We start from the raw sequence: 22,015 nt of genomic DNA on the forward strand, positions 1-22,015 counted from the left end.
GTCGAAAAGGATTCACCATGGCCGAAGACGACCCACTCGCGTGGGAGACGCTCGACTCGGAAGTCGCCTACGCCTGCCCCGGCTTCGACATTCGCCACGAGGATGTTCGATTGCCTGATGGAACGAAAACAGATTTCGACTATCTCTCCGAATCCGAGAGCGTCGTCGTCCTCCCGTTCACCGAAGGTGGCGACGTCGTCGTCATCGAGGAGTGGCGACAAGCGGTGTCGCGCGTTTCGCGCGGCCTGCCCGTCGGCGGCGTCGAACCGGAAGACGAGAGCCTCGAAGCGTCAGCGCACCGGGAACTCACGGAAGAGACGGGCTACGAGGCAGACCGCGTTTCACATCTCACGACGGTCGAACCCGCGAACGGAATCGCGGATTCCGTTCTTCACTACTTCGTGGCACGCGACTGCGTTCCGTCCGGGAAACAGGAACTCGACCACAACGAAAGCATTCGCCCGTCGACGACCACGTTCGATGCCCTGAAGGAAAAAATCCAATCAGACAGCGTCTACGACGGTCGAACAGTCCTCGGTATCCTCTACTACGAGGCGTTCAGCGACCGAGCGTTCAGTGAGTAACCGTCTCGGGGGCGGGCGTACCGCCTTCGACCGAGTAGTTTCACCCCGCTCTCAGTTGTGTTCTTTACTATTTTGCATTACCATCCCATATTCAAGCAAAGTTTTTGTAATAATACCATTTTATACGCTCATAAGTTATAAATGAGGGACGTTACTTTTCACGGTATGGCATATCCACACAGCCCACTGGTTGCTTTCGTAGTTGGATTGGTGGCAGTCATTCTGTTGCTCGTCTACTGGGATTTACCGGCGTTCATCGGCCTCGTCATCGCGACGTTCGTCGTCGGTCTCGTCGCGCCGCAAGTCGCGTTCGGAAATATCGCGTCGGAAACCGCGGCCGCGTTCGGCGAGGGGATGACGGGAATTGGAATCCCCATCCTGATGGCGGCAGTCATCGGGAAGTCGATGATGGGAAGTGGGGCGGCCGAACGAATCGTTCGCGGTTTTCGCGGGTTGACCGGGTCGGAAGGGTCGGTGTTCGCATTGTGGGGCAGTAGTTCCTTCTTGGCCATTCCGGTGTTCTTCGACAACGTGTTCTATCTGATGGCACCGCTCGCGCGCTCGATGCGCGCTCGCGTCGGGAAAAACTACGCCTTGTACCTCGTCGTCGTCGGCGCGGGTGCGGCAACGACGCACGTCTTCGTTCCCCCGACGCCGGGACCGCTGGCGGTGGCCGACGAAATCGGCGTCAATCTGGGAATGACCATCATCGTCGGACTCATCGTGGCGATTCCCTCCGCCCTCGTCGCCGGGATTTTCTACGGCCGGTGGATAAACGCTCGACTGGACATCCCGCTTCGCGATTCCATGGACACGAGCGGCGCGGAACTCGAAGATATCGCTCACCGCTCGACGAACGAACTGCCGGGCATGTTCGAGGCCAGTCTTCCGATTCTGCTTGCGGTCGTCCTCGTCGCGTCGAACACGATCGTAGACACGTTCCTCCCGGAAGATGCCCCTATCGGTTCCGTCACCAGTTTCCTCGGCGACCCGAATTTCGCGCTCACGATGGCGGCTATCGCCGCCGCGCTGACTTTCCGACGAATGCGTGCGATGAGCGATGAACAGTGGTCCGACGAACTGACGGAGTCGCTGAAATCCGGCGGCAACATCGCGGCCATCACCGCCGCTGGCGGCGCGTTCGGTGCGATGCTCGCTGCGGCTGGAATCGGTGATTACATCGCCGACGCACTCGCCGGATTAGGTATCGGGCTGCTCGTCACCGCGTGGCTCATCGCCGCCGCGGTTCGTATCGCACAGGGGTCGGCGACAGTCGCCATGCTCACGACGGCGGGCATCGTTTCCGGTTCTGGTCTCGTCGCCTCCCTCTCGGTTCACCCTGCCTACCTCGTCATGGCTATTGGCGCGGGTGGCAACATCTTCTCGTGGTACAACGACAGCGGATTCTGGCTCGTTAAGGAAATCGGCGGCCTCACGCAGGCGGAGACGCTGAAGACGTGGACGGCGCTGACGACAATCATCTCCGTCACGGGGCTCATCACCGTCCTGATCGCCTCGACGCTGGTTCCCCTGACCTAACAGCGCAATTCTTACACCGCCACCGTGGCAACGACGCGGTAATGGAACGAGATATTTTCGAACTCCGCGCCCAAGATGGGGCGGGACGAATCGGGGAACTCACCGTCCCGCGCGCTGGCGTGACGGTCGAAACCCCTGCACTTTTGCCGGTCGTGAACCCGCACGTGATAACGGTCGAGCCGTCCCGACTCCAATCCGAGTTCGGCGCGGAAATCCTCATCACGAACTCCTACATCCTCTACAAGAGCGACGAGTTCCGCGAGGAAGCACTGGATGACGGACTGCACGAACTGCTCGATTTCGACGGTGCAATCATGACCGACTCCGGGTCGTTCCAACTCGCAGAGTACGGCGAAATCAGCGTGACGACCGAAGAAATCCTTCAGTTCCAACACGATGTTGGTTCGGATATCGGAACGCCCGTGGACATTCCGACGCCACCCGACGTAGACCGCGAACAGGCCGAGGAAGAACTGGCCACGACGCAGGAACGCCTCGAACTGGCCGAAACCGTCGATGTCGGCGACATGCTCGTCAATGCACCAGTGCAGGGTTCGACCTACCCCGATTTGCGGGAGGCGGCGGGAAAACACGCCTACGGAACCACGCTGGATGTATTCCCCGTTGGTGCAGTCGTCCCCCTGATGAACGAGTACCGCTACGGCGACATGGTGGACATGGTCGCCGGAGCGAAACGCGGGCTGGGCGCGGACGCCCCGGTTCACCTGTTCGGCGCGGGCCATCCCATGATGTTCGCGCTGGCGGTCGCCATGGGCTGTGACCTGTTCGATTCGGCGGCCTACGCGCTGTACGCCCGCGACGACCGCTATCTGACGGTTCGCGGAACCGAGCAGTTGGACGACCTCGAATATTTCCCGTGTTCGTGTCCCATTTGCGCGAACAACACGCCCGACGAAATCCGACAGTTGGGCGACCGAGAGCGCGAGGAACAACTCGCGGAGCACAACCTCCACGTCACCTACGAGGAGATTCGCACCATCAAGCAGGCGATTCGGTCGGGCAATCTGCTCGAACTGGTCGAAAACCGCGCCCGCGCTCATCCAGCCATGTTGGACGGCTACCGCGCGCTGGTCGAACATTCGGACCAACTCGAACGCGCCGACCCCGCCTCCAAAGGTACCTTCTTCTACCTCTCCAGCGAGAGTGCGTACCGACCCGAAGTCGTGCGCCACCACGAGCGCCTGTCGCGCCTGAATCCAGACGGGAGAGTTCTCCTGACGGAGGGCAACCCGAGCAGTCGCTACGACGAATCGTGGAACGTCGTCCCGCCGTTCGGCCCGTTCCCCCGTGCGCTCTCCGAGACGTATCCTCTGACCGCGGAGGTTCCCGACCGAATGGACACGGACGCATTCGAAATGGCGGCCCGCGGCGTGGTTCGACTGGTCGAGGAGAACCCCGAAACCGAGTTCACGCTGGCCCACCGCGGGTGGCCCGAATCGGCGGTGAAACTGATTCCGGAGTCGGTTCATCTGGTCGATTTAGACGACGTGTAAGAGACGGCCTGAGAAAATCTGTCCATTTGCTTTTCCAATTGGTTTGTGGGTTTTTGAGAATAGACTGGTTGTGAAGACAATGTGGTTGCAAATCACGACTGTAAGCCACGGCCAAATCAGCAGGCGGGCGAGTGCGCCGCACTCGCCCGCCAAGTGACTGGACGAACTAGTCACAGCTTTCGGAAGGACGAATTTCCACCGAAAGCGGCTGATTGGCTTTGGATTGGGCGGGCAGGCCGCTGGCCTGCCCGCCCTGCGGTTGGGTCGTTTCAAAATCGCGGAGCGATTTTGAAGCTCGGAAGAGCTTGCCTCTTCCAGTGGGAACGGGCGACCGAACGAGCAGACCGAATGCGGCGCGAAGCGCCGCTGAGAGGAGAGTAAGGGCGGGCCGGGGAAAATCGGAGGTTCTCTGGGCCGCGAAAGACGGAGTCTTTCGCAGGCGTGGCCTACGACTCGTGATTTCTATCACACCAGTCTTGTCACTGATTCTGTCACGCTGTCGGCTCAAAGCTCCAGAAGCGTAGCAACCATCACATCCCATCCAAATCAGAAACGCCCATGTAACGCCCCGCCAACCCTCCAATCGTGTTCGGGGTAGACGAAGCGGGTAGAGGTCCAGTGTTAGGGTCGATGTTCGCCGCGGCAGTCGTGATTGAGGACGTGGACGACCTCCCGTCGGGAATCGGCGATTCGAAAACGCTCTCGCCGGAGCGCCGAGAGGCGTTCGCGGAGCAGTTCCGGGAAGACGACACAATCGAAATCGGCTTGGCCGAAATCCCGACGAATCGAATCGACGACCCGGAAACGGACATGAACACCCTAACTGTCGAAGCCCACGCTGAGGCGATTTTACAGGTCGCGGAAGACGATGCGCAGGGAATCGTGGACGCCTGCGACACCAGCGAATCGCGGTTCGCGCGGCGGGTCACCGAGGAAATAGCCTATCCCGTCGAAATCACGGCGGAGCACGGCGCGGACGAAACCCACGCAATCGTCGGCGCGGCCAGCATCGTCGCCAAAGTCGAACGGGACGCCCACGTCGCCGAACTCGCCGAAAAACACGGCGAGGTCGGAAGCGGCTACCCCAGCGACCCGAAAACACGGGCGTTTCTCCGCGACTACGTCGAATCCCACGGCGAACTGCCGGATTGTGCGCGCGCCTCGTGGCAGACCAGCAAGGACGCGCTGTCGGCTCGCGAGCAGTCCGCGCTCGACCAGTTCTGAGGTTTGTTTTTTCGAAACATCGTGACCGAGCGCGACGGCTCAAGGTCAGTGGAGAAACAGCAGAAAACCGAATCGTAAAACGCAGTTGTCCGGTTATTTGTTCGTCAGCAGATAGCGCAGGATGTCACCGTAGGCCGGACGGGTGATGAGCACCCCGATGAGCACGCCGAGGATGGTGATGATGGCGAACCCTTGGAGGTCGCCGAGCGAGAGCACTGCCAGCGGGCTCATGGCGATGATGGTCGTCGCGGCGGCGGCCCCGATGACCCAGAACGCCTTGCGGAAGCGCGATTGGAAGACGCGCGAGGAATGGACGTTCCCCTCGCTCATCACCTCGTCGGCGATGATGATGAGGTCGTCCACCCCGGTTCCGATGACGGCGATGAATCCCGCGATGTGCGACAGGTCGAGCGGTAACTCGATTGCCGCCGCGATTCCGAGGAGGATGACTACCTCGGAGAGCGCGGTGACTATCATCGGGAGCGCGACTTTCGGTTTTCCGTACCGGAGGAACACCGTGCCGCTCACGGCCAGCACCGCGGCGATACCCGCGACGAGCGAGTACATCTTGAACTCCGTGGCGAGGCTCGGCGCGAGGTAGGTGGTTGTCCCTGCCTGCGTGTCGAGGGCCGCCGGGAGCGCACCAGCGCGGAGGTTAATTTGCAGTTGGCGAGCGTCGGACATGTTCGTGGTCAGCATCCGGAACGTGGGTTGCTGTTGGAACTCGCCGTTTCGGATGGACGGTGCAAGGTCGGAACCCATGTTCGCGCCGTAGACGACGTCGCCGTCTACGACCGTGTAGAGACAGTAGCCACCTTCACTTTCGGGTGCTCCCGAGTTCGCATAGTTACAGGCACCAATCCCCTGACTGCTCGTGAATCCTCGTTCGTTCATCACGCGGACGAATCGCTCCGCAGATTGGTCGTTGAGGGAAACGGAGACGAACGCACTGTCGCTACCGGGATCTTGTTCCGCTTGGCCGATGCTCGTAAAGGAATCCTGCGTGAGCACCGTCGTGTTGTTGTAGCTACCGTTGCCAGTCGGGTAGTGTGCGACGACAGTCACTTTGCCGCGTTCGGTGACCAAGTCGTTCATCTCCGACTGGTTCGTGTTCGGCATCTCGATTTGGATGAAGTGGTCGCCGGACGAGGTTACCTCTTGAACGCGACCACCGGCAAGCCCGGACTCCGAAATCTTGTCTTGCAAGGTGCGAACGATTTCGTCGCGTGTTTGCTGGGTCACGCCGTCACGAACCGTTCCGTGTTCGATACCCGCTTCGTCGAGCGCGGATTCCAGTTGGTTCACCGTGACGTTGTTCGTGAGCACTTCGACGGTGATACCCTCTTGGCTCTGGCGAATCATCACGTCGCTCTGCTCTGCGTTGGCGATGTTTCCGGCGACGGCTTTCTGAATCTCGGATTCGCTCGTTCCGTTCGAAAGCTGAACGTCCTCGGCGGTGACGCCGTGAACCGGCGCTCGGATTCGCGTTCCGCCCGCCAGTTCGAGCCCGTATTCTAAGTTGGTCGGGCCGTCGTCCGTCGCTAGCGCCTCGTTTTGACTACCACCGGAAATGGTTCCCTGCGGTGCAAACAGCGCGACTGCGCTTCCCAGCAGGAGGACGACGAGGAAGATGACTCGCCACTGTTCTCGAAGACTCATCGTGCTATCCCCTCGTATTTGTACCAGCGAAGGAGGCTCAAGTTGAGCATGTACGTGTTCATCAGGTCAGTTGCCAGCCCCAGCACGAGCACCACGCCGATGGACGTGAGCAGGTCGATGCCGAAGAAGAACGCCACGAGCGCCATCACGGTCATCGCCGAAATGGAGGTGAGCGTCATCGTCACACCGGTTCGCATCGCGCGGTAGGTGCTCTCGTAGAAGTCACCCGACCGCCGCAGGATGTGATTGTTGAGTAGGATGTCGGAGTCCACGCTGTAACCGATGAGCATCAGTAGTGCCGCGACGGTACCTAACGAGAGTTTGATACCGAAGATGTTCATCAGTGCGAGCGGAATCACGATGTCACTGAACGCCGAAATGACGATTGCGATGGACGGGACGAACGTCCGAAACATGAGAAAGACGAGGATGCTCATGCCCACGAACGCGGCGACGAGGCCGTACAGCGCGAGTTGCTGTGAATTAGCGCCGAAGCTAGCCGAGGTGCTTTGTACTGAAGTCACCTCGTAACCCTGCTGTTGGGCTTGCGATTCGAGCGCCTGCGTGTTCGTCTCTTGGAACGTTACGATGTAGACGTTGTCCGCCGATTGGGCGGGTGCAATCGAGACGGGATTCAACGACTGTTCTATCTCCGCTTGCGATGCAGTCGCCTGAATACGCATCTCGGTTCCGCCCGTGAACTCGATGCCGGGCGTCACCGGCGCGCCAGTGGTCAACCACCATCCGGCGAGCACGAGGAGGGCCAGCACGAGAACGGCGAGCGGCACCGCCGCGAGTTGCCGGTTCGAGTACCGGGTGTAATCGACCTCCGGTACTTGAAACTCTACCATGATGGGGGAGTGCGTGATGGCCCTGAATAAGCCTTCTTAATTACTGTGGCCAGAGGTGTCGCGTGAAAACGGAAAGAGTGAGAATCGAAAGGACGCGGAAATCGAACTCGTGTGAAATCCACCAAACCCGCGAAAACCGATATACGTCCTCACGCCCTATTTGGTCGTATGACGACCAAAGCGGCCGTACCGGCGGGCGAGACGGCGACCCGGGTCGCCGTCTCGTACCCCGAAGACCTGAGCAGTTGGGGCGAGTTCCAACTCAACGAGCGTCCGTTTCGCGCCTACCTCAGGAAGACGAAGGGCGAGGTTCACGAGGGCGACGTATGGGAAGAATTCCTCGACGTTGGCTGTTGTGGCGACACGTTGGACGTTCCGCTCCGCGTCGAATCGGTTGAGGGCGGCGACAGAATGGGAGACGAAACCGAAATCGTCTACGAGGTTCGAGAGGCCTGCGGCATTCGAGGAGGGTGGTTAGTTCAGAGCGCAGACGGGCCGACTGACTTTTAGCCCTGCTTAGCATCGCCGGAAAACTGTTCGTCGAGGAATCGTCCGACGAGCTCTTTCGTCGGCGCGGTACGAGCACCGGGTGCCATCGACGCGAGCGCACCGCAAGCGTTGGCGAACTCCAACGCCCGTTCGTAATCCGCTGAATCGAGGAACGTGGTGATGAATCCCGCGGCGAAGGCGTCACCTGCACCGGTCGTGTCCACTGATTTGACGCCGAATCCGGGGTGGGTGTACACTCCTTTCGTCGTGTCCACGCGCGCGCCGTCGCTTCCGTGTTTGATGACGACGACGCGGCCGTGAAGTTCCGACGACGGATGTTCTAAATCCTCGTCCAGCAGGGTTTTCGCCTCGCGGTCGTTCAAAAAAACGATGTCCGAGTAGGCGAGCGCCCGCGAAAAATCCCGGTCGGTGAGTCTGCGCCCCGGGTCGAAACTGACTGGAACTCCCGCTTCGGTCGCAATTCGAGCAAGTTCCGCCGCGCTGTCGGGGCGTTGGCTGGTCAGATGGAGATGTTCCGCGTTTTGGACGTATGCTTCGTTCACGTCGTCCGGCGAAACCGCTTCGTTCGCGCCATCGTTGCCGAGCACCATCAGTTCGCCCGCTTCGTCCACGATGAGGTACTTCGTCGTCGTTTCTTTCCCCTCGACTTCGAGGACGTGTTCACAGTCTACCCCCTCCGCTTTCAGTTCCCGACGGACGAGCAACCCGTGTTCGTCGGTGCCGACGCTCCCGACGAGTCCTGTAGAAACGTCCATTCTCGACAGGGCGACAGAGACGTTTGCGGCGCTTCCACCCCCAGAGCGTCGTTGGGACGTGATGCGCGCCTCGCCGTCGGGAACGGGGAGGGCGTCCACCCGAAGCGTCACGTCCCAGTTGACGTGGCCAGCAGTTACGACTCGAACCAAAGTAGTTCCCCCTCGCGGTTCGTGGACGGCATACTGTTCCGATAGACGGTACTAGTAAAAAATCCTGATGATTGTGCCGGAATCCGCAGATTGCTATCCCGTGATAGCGAACAGAATGAGGTTGTGCGCTCCCGGCCCCAAACCGACCGCGGCGACGACGCCGAGCAGCAGATACCCTTCCGCCGGTTCGTCCGCGACGTAATCCGCGAACAGAATCACGACGAACTCCGCGATGGCCAGTTTCACGATGATAAACAACCACCCGACGCCGATAGCGTCGGCGGTCGGCAACACTTCCGCAAATTCGAGGATAGCGCGGGAGACGGGCGTTCGCTCACCGAAGTTGAGAACGTCGATACCGACCGCGGTCGAGACGGAATCGACCGCATGGCCGAACAGGGTGAGGACACCGACCGCGCCGGTGATGACGGCGACGTGGGGGTAGAAGAACTGCGTTCCGGCCCAGAGCAGGCCGGTCAGCACCACGGCGACGACGAGGGCGACGAAAGGCCAAAAGAGGCGAAGGCTATCGTTTTGAATCCCGTACCAGAGCGCCACGGCGACGACGAGCAGAATACCCGCAACACCGACTCCTGCGAGCGTCTGCGGAACCGAATTTCTTCGCCGTTGGAGCGAAAACAGCCAGACGAGCCCGGCGACGACGAACGTCGTGAGATACACCGAGGGCGTTCCGAGCAGGGGTGCGAGGCTTTTCGGAACGAACTGGACTTGATAGAGCGCGTGGAGTCCTGCTCCGACGACCATCCACGGGGCGAGTGCGACGACTGTCCGTTCCGAAATGGTCGGTTTCACGCGCCAGAGTGCCCACGCGACGGAACCGACCGCCAATAAAAGTGGGAGAAGATAAACCAGCGATGGGAGTGCAAATCCTTCCGGCAGTACCATACTCCGACAGGTGAACGGAGGTATGGAAAGGTTTGCGGTCTGTCTGCAAGACCCGTGATAGCTTAACGACGGTGACCAGTTCGGTGCCGACCTATCGCTCCCACGGTTCGCTGGCGTGGTAGTCGCCGAACAACTCGCGCATCAGCGTCACGACGCTTTCGGGCGGGAACTGGCCGCGCTCCGTGACGATGGCGTCCACGTACCGCGGCGGCGTCACGTCGAACGCCGGGTTTTCGACGGTTACGTCACCGATTTCTTCGCGTTCGTCGTCCGGCAGAATTTCCGCCTCGTCCCGCATCTCGATTTCGACGGTGTGGCCCGTCATCGTCCCCGGATGGAATTTCAGGGTTTGCGCCGCGACCATGATGGGAACGCCGCGTTCGCGGGCGTTGACCGCCAGTCCGGAGGTGCCGACTTTGTTGATAACACTGCCATCCGCGGCAATCGAATCCGCTCCGACGAGGACGTGGTCGGTGTCGTCCAGATACCGGCGGGCCGCGTTGTCAACGATGAGCGTGACCGGAACGTCCCAGTCACGGAGTTGCTTCGCGGTGATGTGGCCCTGCTTCCGCGGGCGCGTCTCCTTGACGATAGCGCTGATTTCCTTGCCATCTTCTAGGGCGTGGCGAACGCAGGAGAGGGCGTCAGTCGAATGGCAGTGCGTCATGATGGTGTCGCCGTCTCGCAGGCGGTTCGCCCCGATTTGGCCGAGGTTGTCCTGCGCGTGGTCGAGTTCCCGACGGAACTCGACCACCCCCTCGATGACGCTCGCTCGGAGTTCCGAGACAGTTTCGCCACGCATTCCGCGGAGGACGTATCGGAGGGCGTTCGGCAGACTCACCGCTGTCGGGCGGGTTTCGTGGAGTTCCCGGGCCGCGGTTCGTATTTCCGTTCGGAACGCCTCCGGCGTTTCGGCCTCGCTCGCCTCTGCCTGTTCGCCGAGCGCCGCCGCGGCGGCGTCGGCGATTGTCGCCGCACCGCGAATCTCCATCTCGGCGATGTCGTCCGCGGCGTCGGTGACGGCGGGGTGAATGTCGCGTTCCATATCCACACTAGAACGTTCGGCGACAAAAAGATAGTCCGGCGGAACGTCCGTGATGGTGGCAATTACGGAAACGTCCGGAATCTCAAACTCTCGTCGTGTATTTTCGGTCGATAGCGGGATTTTTACCCTGCCGGTTCATCCGCCCCGCTATGAACGAAACCGAACTCGCTGGCGCAATCGACCACACCGTTCTCGGGCCGGAAACGACGCTCGAAGCTGTAGAATCTGTTCTCGACGAAGCCGAGGAATACGGAATGAACGCCTGTATCCCGCCGTGCTACGTTTCGGAGGCGGCGGAGTACGCACCGGACGTGACCCTCGCGACCGTCGTCGGATTCCCGCACGGACAGCACGCAATCGACGCGAAACGCGACGAGGCCGTTGGCGCGTGGGACGACGGCGCGGACGAACTGGACATGGTCATCAATATCGGGCGACTGAAGGCAGGCGACCACGACGCGGTGAAAGCCGACATCGAGGAACTCGTCGCGGCGGTGCCGATTCCGGTGAAAGTCATCATCGAAACCGCACTGCTCACTGACGAGGAAAAACACGACGCCTGCCAATTAGCGAAGGAAGCAGACGCCGCGTTCGTCAAAACCTCGACTGGCTTTGCGGATGGTGGGGCAGAAATCGAGGACGTGGAACTGATGGCCGAATACCTGCCCGTCAAAGCGAGCGGCGGTATCGGCGACTACGAAAAAGCGCAGGCCATGCTCGACGCGGGCGCAGAACGAATCGGTGCGAGCAGTGGCGTCGAAATCGTGAAAGATTTCCGCGGCTAGTTGGACTGTTTTCGATTCTGTCGCTCAGTCGTCGTCGTCGCTCGGTTGCGGACTCGGCGTTCCCTGACTCGCACTGCTCATCCAGCCGTCGATGTGGTTTGCAACGTAGTCCCGGCCACCCCAGCCGAAGGCGACGCCGACGCCGATTGCGACCGCCGCGGCGAGGCCCCACGCGAGTGCTCGCGCGAAGACGTACAGGATACCAACGTCGATTCCCATCGTGTCCAAACCGATGACGATAGCGGTGAAGTACAGGAACATCCGAGTTCCCGAGGCGAACCAGTTGGTGTACGCGGTGTGCGTCGCCGCCCGAGTTCGCATGATGGCGTCACCGATGAAGTCGGCGACGACGAAGCCCAGCACGATGACGAGCAGTCCCGCGATTAATGCTGGCAGGTACGAGACTGCGGTCGCCACCCACTCGGAGAGCGTTGCGATTGCGAGGACGTTCGCGGCGGCGAGAATCGCCAGTGCGTAGATGAACCACGCCGCGAGTTTCCCGAACGCACCGGACACCGCGCTCTCGGTGCCGCCGAGCATCCTGCCCAGTGGCGTATCGAGTACCATTCTATCGAGTTCGATTCGGTCGGCAACGCGGCGGACGACCGCCGCCACGCCGCGGCCGATTACCCATCCGATGAGCAGGATGACGATTGCGCCGACGAGTCGCGGGAGCAGTGCGATAAATCCGGAGATTGGATCTTGTAACCATCCCGGGAGGCCCCCTATTTGTAGTACCGTATCCGTGACCAGTGTGTGTTGAGTCATTGGTTTTCTCCCCCACTACTGCGTGGGCAACAGAAGAATGGACTACAGTCAATTTGTTGTTGGCCCCCTAAACCGAATCGGCAATCGGGTAACGACGAATGATACAGGATTTATTTTTCTTCAAAAAGATTCGAACATAGACATCATGGAGACGGGTTATGACGGTATCGTTACTATCTTCGAGAAACACAGTAGCAGGGAAACCGGGATTCTCCCACCACAGAACGTACTTTTCGAACGAAAAGACACGAACCGTTAAACTGTATCATAATATTTCTGATGAAATTTCCCATCTGTCCGGCACGAGAGCGCCCGGTAGTATCCATACTTCTTCGAATGCGTACAGCATACTCGGCCCATCGGCTGATTCGGCGGTCGCAAAGAGCATCCCATCCACCAACAATCGTCGCCCTTTTGCCCGCGTAGGCGAAATCGAACACCGAATGGCCCGGTATCACATCGAGACGTATGGGTGTACCTCGAACCGCGGCGAGAGCCGTCAGATAGAGTCCGCGCTCCGTGACGCGGGTCACTATCGCGTGGAGGCACCCGAGCAGGCGGACGTCGCAATCATGAACTCCTGTACGGTGGTGGAGAAGACGGAACGCAACATGGTTCGCCGGGCCAAAGAACTCGAAGCGGAGACGGCAGACCTCATCATCACGGGCTGTATGGCGCTCGCGCAGGGCGACGAGTTCGAAACGGAGGGAATCGACGCCCAAATCCTCCACTGGGACGACGTGCCGACGGCCGTGACGAACGGCGAGTGTCCGACTCCGGGGCCAGGCGTCGAACCGGTTTTGGACGGCGTGGTCGGCATTCTTCCCATCGCCCGCGGTTGCATGTCCGACTGCTCGTACTGCATCACGAAGCACGCGACCGGGAAAATCGACTCACCCTCCGTCGAAGAGAACGTAGAAAAAGCCCGCGCGCTCGTCCACGCGGGTGCGAAGGAACTCCGGATAACCGGACAGGACACGGGCGTGTACGGGTGGGATACGGGCGAGCGAAAACTGCACATTTTGCTCGACCGCATCTGCAACGAAATCGACGGCGACTTTCGGGTTCGGGTCGGCATGGCGAATCCGAAGGGCGTTCACGGCATCCGGGAAGAACTCGCGCAAGTCTTCGCGGAAAACGACGAACTGTACAACTTCATCCACGCGCCGGTGCAGTCGGGGTCGAACGACGTGCTCGGTGACATGCGCAGACAGCATCAAGTGGGCGAGTACGTCGAAATCGTGGAGACCTTCGACGAGTATCTCGACTACTGGACGCTCTCGACGGACTTCATCGTCGGTTTCCCGACGGAAACCGACGACGACCACGAACAGAGTATGGCCCTCCTGCGCGAAACCCGGCCGGAAAAGCTCAACGTCACCCGGTTCTCGAAGCGGCCGAACACGGACGCCGCGAAGATGAAGGGTCTGGGTGGAACCATCAAGAAAGAACGCTCGAAGGAGATGTCCGAGTTGAAGATGGACATCGTCGGGTCGGCCTACGAGGACATGGTCGGCACCGAAAAGCGCGTGATGGTCGTGGAGGAGGGGACTGGCGATTCGGTCAAATGCCGGGACGAAGCGTACCGGCAAGTCATCGTGCAGAACGCCACGGACTACGGCATCGAACCCGGTGATTTCCTCGACGTGGAAATCACCGGGCATCAGACGGTGTACGCATTCGGAAAGCCGGTCTGAGTGGGTATCGGCGGGTCAGCCTGATTTTCTGTATTCTCGCCGCACCCTGACAGCCACAGCATCGTTACCAGATTCCTTGCACTCTATCGAGAATCGTCACGACGACGACGTGGGGAAGCGTCAGCGCCGCGAGGAAGACGAGGTAGAGACCGACCGCTTCCGGCGTCGTTGCCGGCGAGGAAGGCACGACCACTGCGAGTCCAGCCAACAGGACGAGCGCACCGACGGTCAGCGGCGTGGCGTCGTGAACGAATCGCCGAAGTGGAGATTTCAGGTTTCCCTCGGCGAGTTCTCGAACGCTCGCGTCGTCCAAACAGACGACGCGAGCGATGTGTCGAAGCGAATGCCAAACGCAGAAGTAGACCCCGATGGCGAGAATCGGCGGCACTGCGGCGAAGTAGACCGTGAGCAGTGTCGTTTCAACGGCGTCGATTCGCCAGAGGCTTCTACTTCGTCGCCAGTCGAGTGCGAGCGTTGCGAGCACGAGGAGGAAAAATCCGACACCGAGCAGGAGCCGCATTTCTGGCTGAAACAGCCACTCGATGTCGGCAACACCGCCGGGGCGAAAAGTTCCGACGAGGAGCGAAGCGACTCGTCTGTAGATTCGAGGAAACGCAAGCAGTGGCACCAGCATCGGAAGGCCGCCATGAACCACGACGAGTAGGATACGATGAACGGACGACAAACGCGTTTTCGGCGTCATTTCGTACAGAACGTAGAGGTCACCCTGTCCCCAGTGGAACCACGTGAGCAGAATAAACGCGACGAACGATGCCACGGGAGCGACGAACCACGCCGCGACGAACGCGCCGCCGAGAACGAGATACAGCAGACCAACCGTGGCGAGTGACCTCGTCGTCACTGAATGTGTTCGGGCACGAGGAATCGTCAGGTGGTCGATAGCGCCGTGTGGGAGACCGAAGAGGAGGATACTCACGACCAGTGGAGCGTACTGCCACCGAACCGGAATCGAAACGCCGAGAAGGGTGACGAATGCAAGTGCGCCGAGAATGGCCCACGAAGGGCGCACAACGCGCGTGAGCGTGTCCCGAACCGCGGGAGCAGTTCGTATTGCGGTCATCGCCATCGGTCAGTCACTCGAAGGAACAACACGAGTCCTTGCGCCAACAGGAGGTTCGTCAGGAAGAAGAACGCGCCTTCCTCGATTGGTAGTCCTCCAACCGTGATGCCCGTCGTGAATGCTGGCGAGATGTGCCAGATACCGAGTTCGATGGCGATTCTGTCCGAAAGACAGAGGTAGAGCGTCGGAGCGAGGACGCCGATTGCCCAGCGTCGTTTCGTCACCCAGAGATACCCGCCGCCATAGGCCCACTGAACCGCCAGCACCGGCCCGGCCCACAGGAGAATCGCGCCGAGATAGTACCCCCGAGGGAACTGGAGCAAGAGCGCGCCGACGACTGCGATAGAGATTCCGATTCCAGCACCCGGAACGCTAGTGCGGATGTCGTATGCTTCCTTTCGAGGGCCGATGAAGCGCGAAACCCACAGTCCGGTGAGTAGGGACTGGAGCAGGATGAAAAGGTACTCTTCGATTGGGGCGTTCCAGATTCGAAACAGAACCGTTCGGTCTCCATACCACCAGACACCCTGTTCGATGAGGTAGTTGTCCCACGGGATGGTGTAGCCGAGTGCGATGAGCGTGAGTATTCCGATGCCGACGCCTGCAATTTTCCCTCGCCCTGCGAGTGGTTTCGGTGTCGTAGCGGCGACGATGATGAGGACTGGGACGACAAACACCGATAGAAACTGAAAGTAGGTAAGCGACATGCTCGTCACGCTCGTTGAAAAGCACGACCGAATAGTAGTTCGAACACCGCGATTACGCTGGTGCCCGTTCGCGTTCTTCTATCGGTTTCCGGGCCGTGGCGAGGACGCTCCGACTCCGGAGGAGGAGGACGCCGAAGCCAACCTTCGCGCTCAAATCGAGAATCATGAACACCGCTGTCTCCCAGTACAGTGGGAGAAACGAAAGCGTGCTCTCGGTGCCGAGAATCCATACGATGGGATACAGCACCCACAGTCCGATGGTCAGGTTCCGAAGCGTCCAGAACAGACTGCTGACGGACTCGTCTTGCTTTTCTGCTTGTGTCGTCAGCGTCCCGACGAGGAAGTACAAAAGCACCAGCAACGCGCCGGAACTAACGCCCCACCAAACGAGGCGGAACGAGGCGACGGTCGTCAGGGCCGCGATGAGTCCGGTGGCAATCATGAAGACGTCGAGTCCGATGAGCGTCCCAATCGTGTTTCGGTCGGCACGCGCGAGGAGTGCGAGGTCAAGGAGCAACAACGGTGTCGTGATGAGCCAATCGGCGTACCGCGCCCAGTATATATCGAGCGTTCGCCCGCCGACGGTGACTTCCGTAAGGCCAAATCCTGTCGCCATGGAGAGGTACGACGCGAATGCCGTCAGCGTGATGAACGAGGTGACGATGAAAAACGTCTGTTCTTCTTTTTCCCGAACGCCCCACCCCCGTGCGACGAAGTAAATCGTTCCCAGTGCCATTCCGATAGCTCCTATCCAGAGCCAGAGTGATTCTTGACCTGGTTGCGGCATAACGTAGGAACCTTACAACGCAGCCCATTTATAGGATTCTTATCAAATCTGTACTACATTTTTTTGATTTAGACGGGTTGATATGGTTGGTTACTTTTAATTCATACAATTTTTTCACTCTCTCATCGATTGCCGATGGTATCGGTCGCGCAGGGAAGTTGATTGCATAAAAAAGATGCGTCAGTTGAAACCAATTCAGGTAGGCATCGACGCGACAGAGAAAACTATTCGACGATTATGGTTCCTTTTTCGCCGACCGATTGGTGTGGCACGCAGTAGTATTCGTATTTCCCGGATACGTCGAAGGTGTGGCAGTGCTCGTAGCCAGCATCGAATACTGTGTTTTCGCTGTCCGGCGTTCCTTCCCAGTTCGCTCCGTCGGGTTGGCTTTCGACGGCGATGTTGTGCGAATCCGACTTCCAGACGAAGGTGACTTCAGTTCCTGCTGGAACTTTGACTAAGTCAGGGGAAAACTCCAGATTCCCGCCGGGACCGACTTCTATCGGGAGGTCGTCTTCTGTCGCTGGCGACTCTTCGTCAGGCGTCTCCGTCGGTTTCTCGGTCGTTTCCTCTACCGGTGCGACGGTTACTTTTCCAACCATTCCGACGGACTGGTGAGGTTGGCAGTAGTATTCGTACTCGCCGAGCGTTTCGAAGGTGTGGGTGTAGCGATAGCCCGTGTCGTACACTTTCGATGCGGGGCCAGGTGTTCCTTCCCAGTTTGCACCTTCGGGCTGATTTTCGACCACGATGTTGTGGGTGTCGGACTTCCACTCCCACGCGACGGTCTGGCCGGGATGGACGGTGATGTCGTCGGAAACGAACGCCAACTCCCCGGCGGGGCCGACTTTCAGCGTCCTGTCCGCCCGAACCTCGTGGTTCACCTTCGGTTCGTCGGATTGGGATTCGCCACCCGACCCGAGTTGTCCACCTGCGATACATCCAGCGAGGGAACCAACCACGAGTGTCGCGCCGGTCGCCTTCAGCAACGTCCGTCTGTCGTGTTGGGAGGTCATGGGAACCTGCATCCTTACCTACACCACCGTGGTAAAAAATACCGGAACCCGATTCCCATCATCTGAAAACGGCGTTCTACCGGCTCTCTCCGTCCCGAATCGGCGTGTCAGCCAACCGGTCAGCTTCGTCGTCCATCTTCCATTCCCCGAGTTCCTTCGGGTCAACGTGGACGAACACGTCGTCAACCTCGGCAATCGCCTGAATCGAATGCATCACCTCGGTTTCGATATCGTGAGCCTCGATGAGCGTCCTGTCTCCTTCGACTTCGATGTGCATGCTCACGTCGATTTCCGGGCCGACGTAGTGGGCGACAACGTCGTGGACGCCTTCCACGTCGGGGTGGGAGAGCGCGCGTTGGACGATTGTCGCCCGAAGGTCTTCCGGTGGGGCGCGGCCGACGAGGTAATCGACGTTGCTCTCCACGATTTCCCACCCGGTGTACAAAATGCCGAGCGAGACGACGCCCGCCGCGAGGGGGTCGAGTTCCGGAACTCCAACGGACGCGCCGAGAACGCCGACGAGGGCGGCACCCGCGGTGAGGATGTCGTTGCGGTTGTCCAGCGCGATTGCCTCCACCGCGGGCGAGTTGGTGTTCCCGCCGATTCGGAGACAGTACCGGTACAGTCCGTACTTAACGATAGTCGTCCCGGCGAGGACGCCGACCGCCAGCGGACTCGTCGTTGCCGAAACGTCACCCGAGATGAGCGAGGTAGCGGAGCGCCAGAGAATCAGGCCACCCGCTGCGAACACGCCAAGCGCGACCAACAGCGAGACGAATGGTTCGATTCGCTCGTGTCCGTGTGGGTGGTTGAAATCCGGGGGCTGCGTCGTCAGGTACAGGCCCGCGAGGACGACGACGCTGTAGACCGCGTCCGAGAGGCTGTTGACCGCCTCGGAACCGACCGCAAGGCTGCCGGTTTGAAACCAGACGAGGCCCTTCGCAACTGCCAGCAGGAGGTTCGCCGAGAGAACGACGATTCCCGCGGTGCGGACGGCGGACGAGCGGTTCATTACGCCAGCATTGGGTCGGATTCCCTATGGCTATATCGGCGGATTCTACTCACCTAGCTACTCGAACGAAACTGCCGTGTCGGAATCGGGAACCGTCGCCCCCTCCTGTTCCGCGAAGGCCGCGTGAACCCGCTCGTAGGTGTCTTCGAGGGCTTCCACGATGACCTTCGTGTCGGAGAGTACCGGCATGAAGTTCGTGTCGCCCTCCCACCGCGGGACGATGTGCGTGTGGAGGTGGTCGATGGAACCACCGCTTCCCTCGCCGATGTTCAACCCAGCGTTGAAGCCGTCCGGCCCGATGGCGGTTTCCAGCGCGTCGAAGGTGCGCTGTTTTAGTTTCGCGTGCCCGAGCAGAGATTCGTCCGTCAACTCCCGGTAGTCCGCGGTGTGCTGGTTCGGGATGACCATGACGTGGCCCGGATTGTAGGGGTAGTTGTTCAACATCACCACGGCGTGGTCGTTTCGCGCCACGACGAGAAATTCACGGTCTTCACCGCGATTCGGGAGTTCGCAGAACACGCATTCCTCAATTTCGACGTCGTTTTCGTCGCGTTCAACCCATTCGATTCGCCACGGTGCGAACACCTGTTGCATGCGTGGATGTGTAGTTGCGTGGTGATTTATTTTGTACGGGTTGGCTGGTTTCGGGTTTCGTTCCAGTTTCGCTTTGTAGCGGTTGGTGAGAGCCGTGCTCTCTGTGGTTTTGTGAGATACGCGCTGTCCAGTGGTTCGTGAACGTCTTCCTTTGGTGTGTTTTCATGAATCTCGTGCTAGGTAATCCCGACGAACCCACACCGATTCAACTTCGAATCACTCTCTATCGTGCCGTTCGCGTAAAACCGGGAACATCGAGTTCGACACAAACGACTCGAAACTCCTGCCGAATCAAACAACGGCAACCCAAACTCAGAACCCGAAAAACAGCCATTACAGCGTATTTAACGACTGCATAACGGTGATTAAACGGTGACCTACCGGAATCGTTCACCGGCCAGACCACCAACACAACACCCTCATTCCACAACAATATCTTTTCAAACGCTGGCTTCGCAGGGGAACCAACGAATGTATCTCATCATCGTCGGTGCGGGCGATATCGGCTCGCAACTCATCAGCATTGCGACCCAGAACAGCAACGACGTGGTGGTCATCGAGAAAAACAAAGAACGCGCCGAACGCGCGTCGATGGAGTTCGACTGCCTCGTCCTCCACGACGATGCAACCGTCATCGACACCTTGGAAGAAGCAGGTGCAGACCGGGCAGACGCCCTCATCAGCACGACCGACCAAGACGCGACGAACATCATGGTCTGTCTGCTGGGACAGGAGATGGAAGTGCCGTCGCTCGTCTCGGTCGTTCACAACCCCGAACACATGAACATCTTCCGCCAAATCGGTGTGAACGTCATCGAGAACCCCCAACGCCTCATCGCGGAGTACCTCTATCGCGCCGTGAAACGCCCGTCCATCAAGGACTACATGAAGGTCGGCGAGACGGCGGAAGTGTTCGAAATCACGGCCGATTCCTACGCGCCGGTTTCGGGCCTCACCCTCTCCGAAGCGGCGAATGAGGGCCTGTTCGGCGAGGGAATATTGGTCGTCGCAATCGAGCGCGACGACGAAGTCATCACCCCGCGCGGGAACACGAGAATAGAAGGCGGCGACCTCATCACCGTCTTCTCCGAAAACGGTGCGACGCCGGAGGTAACCGACGTTTTCGGCCACTACGAGGACCACGACTGATATGCCACGTCGTCCAACGGTTGCCGGGGTTCCGGCAGACCTCGCGGTCATTCTGCGAGACATCGGCGCGCTCGTGCTGATGCAGGCGGCCTTGATGACGTTCACCGTCCTCTTGGCGCTCGCGTTCGAGGAGTTTTACGTGGCGCTCGCGTTTCTCATCGCGGCAGGAATCACGGCGGGAGCGGGCGGTACTGCCCGAAAGCTGTTCGCAAACGCACCGAATCCGGTCATGAAACATGGGATGGTCATCGCAGCAGGCGGGTGGTTCGCCACCGCGATTTTCGGGGCGATTCCGTTCTTCCTCGCTGCGCATCTGACGCCCGCTTCCGTGATGAACAGCTACGTTCCGGCGGGCGCGAATTACGAACCGATTCGAATCGGCGGCGCGACGACGTTCTCCAGCCTCGCCTACTACGGCAATCCCCTCCACGCGGTGTTCGAGAGCATGTCAGGGTGGACGGGAAGCGGCCTGACGATGGCGGTTCACGAACCGTCGCTTCCGCGGGCGATTCAGTGGTGGCGTTCACTCATCCAATGGGTCGGCGGCGTGGGTGTTATCGTTCTCACGACGGCGATTCTCGCCCGTCCCGGGAGCGGTAGCTACGCACTCTACCGTGCAGAAACCCGAGAGGAGCGCATTCATCCGAGCATCGTCCACACGGTGCAGACGGTGTGGCGAATCTTCCTGCTGTACACGATTCTCGCCGTCGTCCTCCTGTTCGGCGCGATTTGGTGGAGCGAGCCACAACAGGGCCTGTTTGAAACGTTTTGGCAGTCGTTAAATCACGCGATGACGGCGCTTTCGACGGGCGGGTTCAGCGTTACGGACAACTCCATCCAGTCATACGATTCGCCGCTGGTCGAGGGTGTTTTGCTCCCGATTATGGCACTCGGGGCAATCGCGTTCCCGATTCATTATCTGGTGCTTCATGACCACGATTTCGACGAACTGTTTTCCGACCTCCAAACGCGCTGGCTGTTCTTCCTCTTCGTCGCGGGAAGTCTCGTGCTGTCGGTGCAAAACATCATCGCGCTCCCGATGGCGAGCGAGGCGTTCACCCAAACCGGGTGGCTTGGGACACAAAACCTCGGAGTGTCGGCGGTGGCGGGCGATGCGACACGGGATTCCGTCTTCCAGTTCATCAGCGCCCTCACCTGTACCGGCTTTCAGTCGTCGGACATCGGCAACTGGAGCGCGGGCGGGAAACTCATCATCAGCGGCGCGATGGTGCTGGGCGGTGCGGCGGGGAGCACGGTTGGCGGCATCAAAATCATTCGCGGCTACATGATAAGCAAAGGTATTCAGTGGGAGTTCTCACGGGTGTTTCTTCCGGCATCTGCGGTCGTCAACACCCGAGTCAACGGCCGAAAACTAGACCGAAACCAAATGTACGAGGAGTTCAGCGAGGCGGCAATCGTCAGCATGCTCTGGATTATCCTGCTGATTACGGGAAGCGTCGTCCTCGTGAACGTCGCTCCCGGATTCGGCTACGCTGACGCCCTCTTCGAAGTCGCCAGTGCGCAGGGCAACGTCGGCCTCTCGACCGGTATCGTCGGTCCGGCGATGTCGCCCCTCGGCGAGGGAATGCTCGTTCTAAATATGTGGGTCGGACGACTCGAAATAATTCCTATACTGGTCTTTATCCGGTCTGCTCTGTTCGGACTCAATCCCTGAACAAGTA

The 22,015-nt window shown here is 59.7% G+C and carries 22 protein-coding genes; 10 read left to right on the forward strand and 12 right to left on the reverse strand.

The window, feature by feature from the left end; genetic code table 11:
* Positions 1-17: 17 nt before the first annotated feature.
* The 5 genes from BW974_RS10570 to rnhB all read left to right on the forward strand — a co-directional run bounded on the left by BW974_RS10570 (position 18) and on the right by rnhB (position 4,861).
* Complete coding sequence (locus BW974_RS10570) at positions 18-584, forward strand: NUDIX hydrolase (RefSeq protein ID WP_076430075.1); 567 nt, start codon at positions 18-20, stop codon at positions 582-584.
* Positions 585-749: 165 nt separating this feature from the next.
* Positions 750-2,123: a GntP family permease gene (locus BW974_RS10575; RefSeq protein WP_076430076.1), complete on the forward strand. Its 1,374-nt coding sequence runs from the start codon at positions 750-752 to the stop codon at positions 2,121-2,123.
* Positions 2,124-2,164: 41 nt separating this feature from the next.
* Complete coding sequence (gene tgtA, locus BW974_RS10580) at positions 2,165-3,637, forward strand: tRNA guanosine(15) transglycosylase TgtA (protein ID WP_076430077.1); 1,473 nt, start codon at positions 2,165-2,167, stop codon at positions 3,635-3,637.
* A gap of 81 nt (positions 3,638-3,718) precedes the next feature.
* The gene (locus tag BW974_RS24635) at positions 3,719-4,018 is read left to right on the forward strand and encodes a hypothetical protein (protein WP_139328850.1); all 300 of its coding nucleotides are present in this window, start codon (positions 3,719-3,721) and stop codon (positions 4,016-4,018) included.
* 201 nt (positions 4,019-4,219) lie between these two features.
* Positions 4,220-4,861 (forward strand): ribonuclease HII, encoded by a 642-nt coding sequence (gene rnhB, locus BW974_RS10585; RefSeq protein WP_076430078.1) that lies wholly within the window; start codon positions 4,220-4,222, stop codon positions 4,859-4,861.
* 93 nt (positions 4,862-4,954) lie between these two features.
* Here rnhB and BW974_RS10590 read toward each other — a convergent pair whose 3' ends face one another.
* Both BW974_RS10590 and secF read right to left on the reverse strand, forming a co-directional pair.
* Complete coding sequence (locus BW974_RS10590; protein WP_076430079.1) at positions 4,955-6,520, reverse strand: preprotein translocase subunit SecD; 1,566 nt, start codon at positions 6,518-6,520, stop codon at positions 4,955-4,957.
* Positions 6,517-7,371, reverse strand: coding sequence for a protein translocase subunit SecF (gene secF / locus BW974_RS10595; protein ID WP_076430080.1), 855 nt, complete (start codon positions 7,369-7,371; stop codon positions 6,517-6,519). The genes BW974_RS10590 and secF overlap by 4 nt, the downstream gene beginning before the upstream one ends.
* 168 nt (positions 7,372-7,539) lie before the next feature.
* On the opposite strand from secF, the gene BW974_RS10600 reads away from it, so the two are divergent.
* Entirely contained in the window at positions 7,540-7,881 is a 342-nt protein-coding gene (locus BW974_RS10600) for a DUF7968 family protein (RefSeq protein WP_076430081.1), read from the forward strand.
* Here BW974_RS10600 and BW974_RS10605 read toward each other — a convergent pair.
* The 3 genes from BW974_RS10605 to BW974_RS10615 all read right to left on the reverse strand — a co-directional run bounded on the left by BW974_RS10605 (position 7,878) and on the right by BW974_RS10615 (position 10,737).
* Positions 7,878-8,786: an ATP-dependent ribose-1-phosphate kinase gene (locus BW974_RS10605; protein WP_076430082.1), complete on the reverse strand. Its 909-nt coding sequence runs from the start codon at positions 8,784-8,786 to the stop codon at positions 7,878-7,880. The two genes, BW974_RS10600 and BW974_RS10605, sit on opposite strands and share 4 nt — an antisense overlap.
* A gap of 93 nt (positions 8,787-8,879) precedes the next feature.
* Entirely contained in the window at positions 8,880-9,692 is an 813-nt protein-coding gene (locus BW974_RS10610) for a DUF63 family protein (protein ID WP_076430083.1), read from the reverse strand.
* Between the two features lie 91 nt (positions 9,693-9,783).
* A complete protein-coding gene (locus tag BW974_RS10615) occupies positions 9,784-10,737 on the reverse strand; it encodes a ribose 1,5-bisphosphate isomerase (RefSeq protein ID WP_076430084.1) in 954 nt (317 codons plus the stop codon).
* 149 nt (positions 10,738-10,886) lie between these two features.
* On the opposite strand from BW974_RS10615, the gene deoC reads away from it, so the two are divergent.
* Positions 10,887-11,522 carry a deoxyribose-phosphate aldolase gene (gene deoC, locus BW974_RS10620; protein ID WP_076430085.1) on the forward strand — a complete coding sequence of 212 codons (636 nt, stop codon included), beginning with the start codon at positions 10,887-10,889 and terminating at the stop codon, positions 11,520-11,522.
* Between the two features lie 24 nt (positions 11,523-11,546).
* Here deoC and BW974_RS10625 read toward each other — a convergent pair whose 3' ends face one another.
* Positions 11,547-12,290, reverse strand: a complete 744-nt coding sequence (locus BW974_RS10625) for a mechanosensitive ion channel family protein (protein WP_076430086.1) — start codon at positions 12,288-12,290, stop codon at positions 11,547-11,549.
* A 443-nt stretch (positions 12,291-12,733) separates the two neighbouring features.
* On the opposite strand from BW974_RS10625, the gene BW974_RS10635 reads away from it, so the two are divergent.
* On the forward strand, positions 12,734-13,987 hold the full coding sequence (locus BW974_RS10635) for a tRNA (N(6)-L-threonylcarbamoyladenosine(37)-C(2))-methylthiotransferase (protein ID WP_076430088.1): 1,254 nt from the start codon (positions 12,734-12,736) through the stop codon (positions 13,985-13,987).
* 64 nt (positions 13,988-14,051) lie between these two features.
* Here BW974_RS10635 and BW974_RS10640 read toward each other — a convergent pair whose 3' ends face one another.
* The 6 genes from BW974_RS10640 to BW974_RS10665 form a co-directional block, all read right to left on the reverse strand.
* Positions 14,052-15,068, reverse strand: a complete 1,017-nt coding sequence (locus tag BW974_RS10640) for a Brp/Blh family beta-carotene 15,15'-dioxygenase (RefSeq protein ID WP_076430089.1) — start codon at positions 15,066-15,068, stop codon at positions 14,052-14,054.
* Positions 15,065-15,775 carry a lycopene cyclase domain-containing protein gene (locus BW974_RS10645; RefSeq protein WP_076430090.1) on the reverse strand — a complete coding sequence of 237 codons (711 nt, stop codon included), beginning with the start codon at positions 15,773-15,775 and terminating at the stop codon, positions 15,065-15,067. The genes BW974_RS10640 and BW974_RS10645 overlap by 4 nt, the downstream gene beginning before the upstream one ends.
* Before the next feature lie 52 nt (positions 15,776-15,827).
* Entirely contained in the window at positions 15,828-16,562 is a 735-nt protein-coding gene (locus BW974_RS10650) for a bacteriorhodopsin (protein ID WP_076430091.1), read from the reverse strand.
* Between the two features lie 224 nt (positions 16,563-16,786).
* A complete protein-coding gene (locus BW974_RS10655) occupies positions 16,787-17,578 on the reverse strand; it encodes a plastocyanin/azurin family copper-binding protein (protein ID WP_076430345.1) in 792 nt (263 codons plus the stop codon).
* Positions 17,579-17,654: 76 nt separating this feature from the next.
* Positions 17,655-18,590 carry a cation diffusion facilitator family transporter gene (locus BW974_RS10660; protein ID WP_076430092.1) on the reverse strand — a complete coding sequence of 312 codons (936 nt, stop codon included), beginning with the start codon at positions 18,588-18,590 and terminating at the stop codon, positions 17,655-17,657.
* 57 nt (positions 18,591-18,647) lie between these two features.
* Positions 18,648-19,184 carry an HIT family protein gene (locus BW974_RS10665; RefSeq protein ID WP_076430093.1) on the reverse strand — a complete coding sequence of 179 codons (537 nt, stop codon included), beginning with the start codon at positions 19,182-19,184 and terminating at the stop codon, positions 18,648-18,650.
* Between the two features lie 471 nt (positions 19,185-19,655).
* Between BW974_RS10665 and BW974_RS10670 the strand changes: the two genes are divergently transcribed.
* Positions 19,656-20,333 carry a potassium channel family protein gene (locus BW974_RS10670; protein ID WP_076430094.1) on the forward strand — a complete coding sequence of 226 codons (678 nt, stop codon included), beginning with the start codon at positions 19,656-19,658 and terminating at the stop codon, positions 20,331-20,333.
* Between the two features lies 1 nt (position 20,334).
* A complete protein-coding gene (locus tag BW974_RS10675) occupies positions 20,335-22,008 on the forward strand; it encodes a TrkH family potassium uptake protein (protein ID WP_076430095.1) in 1,674 nt (557 codons plus the stop codon).
* Positions 22,009-22,015 lie beyond the last annotated feature (7 nt).

Origin of the sequence: Haladaptatus litoreus (assembly GCF_900156425.1) — an archaeon.
GTDB classification, from domain to species: Archaea; Halobacteriota; Halobacteria; order Halobacteriales; family Haladaptataceae; genus Haladaptatus; species Haladaptatus litoreus.

Coding starts and splice junctions, on each gene's coding strand:
- BW974_RS10665 (WP_076430093.1), bottom strand. CDS start 19,184: ATGCAACAGGTGTTCGCACCGTGGCGAATCGAATGGGTTGAACGCGAC.
- deoC (WP_076430085.1), top strand. CDS start 10,887: ATGAACGAAACCGAACTCGCTGGCGCAATCGACCACACCGTTCTCGGG.
- BW974_RS10590 (WP_076430079.1), bottom strand. CDS start 6,520: ATGAGTCTTCGAGAACAGTGGCGAGTCATCTTCCTCGTCGTCCTCCTG.
- BW974_RS10655 (WP_076430345.1), bottom strand. CDS start 17,578: ATGACCTCCCAACACGACAGACGGACGTTGCTGAAGGCGACCGGCGCG.
- secF (WP_076430080.1), bottom strand. CDS start 7,371: ATGGTAGAGTTTCAAGTACCGGAGGTCGATTACACCCGGTACTCGAAC.
- BW974_RS10570 (WP_076430075.1), top strand. CDS start 18: ATGGCCGAAGACGACCCACTCGCGTGGGAGACGCTCGACTCGGAAGTC.
- BW974_RS10635 (WP_076430088.1), top strand. CDS start 12,734: ATGGCCCGGTATCACATCGAGACGTATGGGTGTACCTCGAACCGCGGC.
- BW974_RS10600 (WP_076430081.1), top strand. CDS start 7,540: ATGACGACCAAAGCGGCCGTACCGGCGGGCGAGACGGCGACCCGGGTC.
- BW974_RS10660 (WP_076430092.1), bottom strand. CDS start 18,590: ATGAACCGCTCGTCCGCCGTCCGCACCGCGGGAATCGTCGTTCTCTCG.
- BW974_RS10650 (WP_076430091.1), bottom strand. CDS start 16,562: ATGCCGCAACCAGGTCAAGAATCACTCTGGCTCTGGATAGGAGCTATC.
- BW974_RS10675 (WP_076430095.1), top strand. CDS start 20,335: ATGCCACGTCGTCCAACGGTTGCCGGGGTTCCGGCAGACCTCGCGGTC.
- BW974_RS10615 (WP_076430084.1), bottom strand. CDS start 10,737: ATGGAACGCGACATTCACCCCGCCGTCACCGACGCCGCGGACGACATC.
- BW974_RS10640 (WP_076430089.1), bottom strand. CDS start 15,068: ATGACCGCAATACGAACTGCTCCCGCGGTTCGGGACACGCTCACGCGC.
- BW974_RS10610 (WP_076430083.1), bottom strand. CDS start 9,692: ATGGTACTGCCGGAAGGATTTGCACTCCCATCGCTGGTTTATCTTCTC.
- BW974_RS10575 (WP_076430076.1), top strand. CDS start 750: ATGGCATATCCACACAGCCCACTGGTTGCTTTCGTAGTTGGATTGGTG.
- BW974_RS10670 (WP_076430094.1), top strand. CDS start 19,656: ATGTATCTCATCATCGTCGGTGCGGGCGATATCGGCTCGCAACTCATC.
- BW974_RS10645 (WP_076430090.1), bottom strand. CDS start 15,775: ATGTCGCTTACCTACTTTCAGTTTCTATCGGTGTTTGTCGTCCCAGTC.
- BW974_RS10625 (WP_076430086.1), bottom strand. CDS start 12,290: ATGACTCAACACACACTGGTCACGGATACGGTACTACAAATAGGGGGC.
- tgtA (WP_076430077.1), top strand. CDS start 2,165: ATGGAACGAGATATTTTCGAACTCCGCGCCCAAGATGGGGCGGGACGA.